This is a genomic window from Aequoribacter sp. (assembly GCF_965659035.1).
Classification (GTDB): domain Bacteria; phylum Pseudomonadota; class Gammaproteobacteria; order Pseudomonadales; family Halieaceae; genus Aequoribacter.
On record NZ_CBFHWH010000136.1, the window covers coordinates 1 to 3,309 of the forward strand.

The window sequence follows — 3,309 nt, forward strand, 5'->3', positions numbered from 1 at the left end:
TAGTAATCCAATGTGTATACGAGGCAGTGGGTCTAATGCGTGTTCTATATCCCGAGTGATTAGGTGAAACCCGCGATTTCGAGGTCGCAATTTAAGTTCAGTTTGGTACCACATTGGCCGGCCTTTCATAGCATGGGAGGGTGCTTATTACCTTCTAAATATTAACCCTTGCTATGCGCATATCAACACTTGCATAGCCTTCGCGCGATGTGGCCTTTGGGGGCGGCCTCAACTATTGCCTATTTGCGTCGGGTTATCTCTCTGATATGTATCAAAAAGTATAAGGTTAGTACGACTAATTCTTAGCCATGGGTGGTCAATCGTTTGTCACTTGGCTATAGTGCGCGCGCAATCAAAAACACCGACTGATAGGGCAGAACAATGGCCGCAACATCACCCGTAACGGTAACCGACGTCACTCACTGGAACGACAAATTATTCAGTTTTAAAACGGAACGCGCGCGCGAGTTTCGTTTTGAAACCGGCCAGTTCGTGATGATCGGTTTAGAGATTAACGGTAAGCCATTGCTCCGTGCTTATTCGATTGCCAGTGCCAGTTATGATGATCATCTCGAGTTTTTAAGCATCAAAGTGCCCGATGGCCCTCTAACCTCTCATTTGTGCAATATCAAAGCGGGCGATCAAATCCTGCTCGGTAAAAAACCAGTCGGCTCGCTGTTGCTAGCGGACTTAAACCCTGGGCGTAATTTGTTTCTGTTCTCGACCGGCACCGGTTTGGCGCCATTTATGTCGATTATTCGTGACCCGGCCGCGTACGAGCGCTATGAGCACGTGGTGGTACTGCACGGGGTGCGTCGCGTGTCAGACTTGGCCTACAAAGACTACATCACGAAAGATTTAATGGAGCATGAGTTTCTGGGTGAATACACCAGCAAGCAGTTGCTGTATTACCCCGTGGTCTCACGTGAGCCTTTCGAGCGCGGTGGGCGCATTACAGACTTAACCCGGTCAGGCAAAATGTGTGAGGAACTGGGGCTGCCCCCTATCGACCCTGCGCACGATCGCGCCATGATCTGTGGCAGCATGGAAATGTTAAAAGACACTTCAGCCATGCTGGATGAAATGGGCTTACAGATTTCACCCAACCAAGGCACCATTGGCGATTACGTGATTGAGCGCGCCTTCGTCGGCTAAGTTTTACGCCACGTTGTTGTCCGATTTGAAGAGCCCCAGCGGGCTCTTCTGCGTTTAGGGCGCCCAGCGTCGCTGGATACGCCGGCGCGTAGGCGCTCACCTCTGAATGTGAAATTCAATGCCATCGAGCAATAAATTCAAGCTTTGTTCAAAGAGCTCGTTAATATTGCTCGACCCGACTTTGGGTACAAAATCCATTGGTGCTGGATCGCTCGGTAGTGCAAATTCTGCAGCAGAGGGTGTGGGCTCGATCGGCAGTTTTGTGTTGATTGAGTCGTCGTGCTGTATCTCGATCAGCACGAGTCCAGCGACGCTTCGAATGAAGCTTTGGGTCAGTTCAATCTGCTTGGACTCATCTGAATGCAACGATCCGAAAATAGTCCAGACCGGCTCTATGACCCTAAACCAGGCGGTAGGGATATGCTGACTCATACGAAGCATCATGGTCGCGTGTGGAAACATTCTATGGTTGGCTCTGACCAGATACGCCCACGCTTTTAGTGTATCCCGCCATGAGGCGTCACTGGGTATTTTGTCGAGCTCAACGCGCGAAGCCACTTCCTCTGCGGCATATCGCAAAAGATCGTCTTGGCCGGAAAAATACACGTAAATGGCAGCGGGTGTGACGCCGAGTTCTTGCGCGAGTTTTCGGACGCTGAAGTTCTCGGGGTTTGAAGAATTTAATAGGCTAAGTGTTTTCTCGATAATTTTTGCCCGAGAAAGATTTGGCCTGCGCCCCCGTTTTGATTGTTGTCCCTGCATACTTCGCGATCTTTGTTTGTCTAGGCGCAGTGTACAGCGTCGGCGGCTTTAGGCAAATTGTGTCGAATACGAGGCGCACTTTTGATGTCCAAATGACCTATAAAATTTTACCGCTCAGGCTTGACCGAATTGTCCCTTCAGTTATAACTTAACGGTGTTAACTAAATAACAACACGCTCAAATTATCACAATAAAGAGCATGCAAGAGGGAAAATCTATGTCCAGTACGTTCATACAGGGTGGCACAGTCGTCGATGGCACTGGTGCGCCGGCCTATACCGCTAATGTCCGAATTGAAGATGGTGTTATCGCTGCAATCGGTGTCGACGTCTCGGCACAAGTTGGTGATGAGGTGATCGACGCCGCCGGTTGTTACGTTGCACCTGGGTTCATTGAAACGCACACCCACTTTGACGCGAACATGTGGTGGCAGCCTGATTTGGATCCACTGCCAGGTTACGGCGTCACCACGACGATATTAGGTAATTGTGGATTCACCGCTGCGCCCGTTTCAGACGACGAGGCAGTCCGCCTTGAAATGGTCAATATTTTCTCGTTCTTTGAAGATATTCCGGTGGCACCATTCCTAGACCACCTGCCTTGGGATTGGCGCACTTGGCCCGAATACAAAGAGTCGATGACCTCCAAAGTGAAAGTTCCTGCGAACTACGCGGCGTTTGTTGGGCATCTGGCTATTCGTTTGGTGGTCATGGGACTTGAAGCCTGGGAGCGGGCCGCAACACAGGAAGAAATTCAAAAAATGTGCGCGATGCTCGACGAAGCCCTAGCAGCTGGCGCTTTGGGTATGTCGTCAAATTTGTTGGATCACGATGGTCAAGACAGGCCGGTGCCCACCATGCTGGCGACCGATGAAGAGTGGGAGGCCTTGTTTGATGTATTAGCCAAATACCCCGGTGCGACGCTGCAGGTCATCGTCGACACCTTTATGCGTAAAACGGCAGCAGAATCGGTCGAGCGCATTGACCGTTTAATCGGCGACAGGCCGATCCGTGCGCAAGTCGCAGGAATGGCGCCGACGCTGACGTTCCAAAAAGATATCGAAGAAAAGGTCGGACCTTTGCGTCGTCGTCTGGCGGCCGAGAAACGCGACATTCGTGCGGGTTTTGCCCACGTGCCGCCAACCAGCGTGATCAGCATTAAAAAGTCGCTGATCTTTGCGCAGTCAAATGACTATGTGTGGCACGAGGTGGTGCTGGCAGAAACCGAAGAAGAAAAATTACGCATTCTTCAAGACGAAGACTGGCGTGCTCGTGCTCGGATTTCTTGGGACGAAAAAGTCTGGAAGCACTCGCCGTTTGCTAATCCGCAAAGTCTGTTGCTGATTAACTCCGAAAATGGCGTGGGTCCGGTAGACATCTCATTGGAGCAATA

3 protein-coding genes are annotated in these 3,309 nt (G+C 50.8%); 2 read left to right on the forward strand and 1 reads right to left on the reverse strand.

The genetic code is table 11. The annotated features are described in order from the left end of the window. The first annotated feature begins 381 nt into the window (after positions 1 to 381). Positions 382 to 1,155: a ferredoxin--NADP reductase gene (locus tag ACTF5Z_RS11695; RefSeq protein WP_423849656.1), complete on the forward strand. Its 774-nt coding sequence runs from the start codon at positions 382 to 384 to the stop codon at positions 1,153 to 1,155. Between the two features lie 96 nt (positions 1,156 to 1,251). Here the strand turns inward: ACTF5Z_RS11695 and ACTF5Z_RS11700 are convergent, their stop codons facing one another. Further along, positions 1,252 to 1,917 carry a TetR/AcrR family transcriptional regulator gene (locus ACTF5Z_RS11700; RefSeq protein WP_438985791.1) on the reverse strand — a complete coding sequence of 222 codons (666 nt, stop codon included), beginning with the start codon at positions 1,915 to 1,917 and terminating at the stop codon, positions 1,252 to 1,254. A 217-nt stretch (positions 1,918 to 2,134) separates the two neighbouring features. Here ACTF5Z_RS11700 and ACTF5Z_RS11705 point away from each other — a divergent pair. After that, a partial coding sequence (locus tag ACTF5Z_RS11705; RefSeq protein ID WP_438985792.1) for an amidohydrolase family protein occupies positions 2,135 to 3,309 on the forward strand: 1,175 nt, incomplete at its 3' end.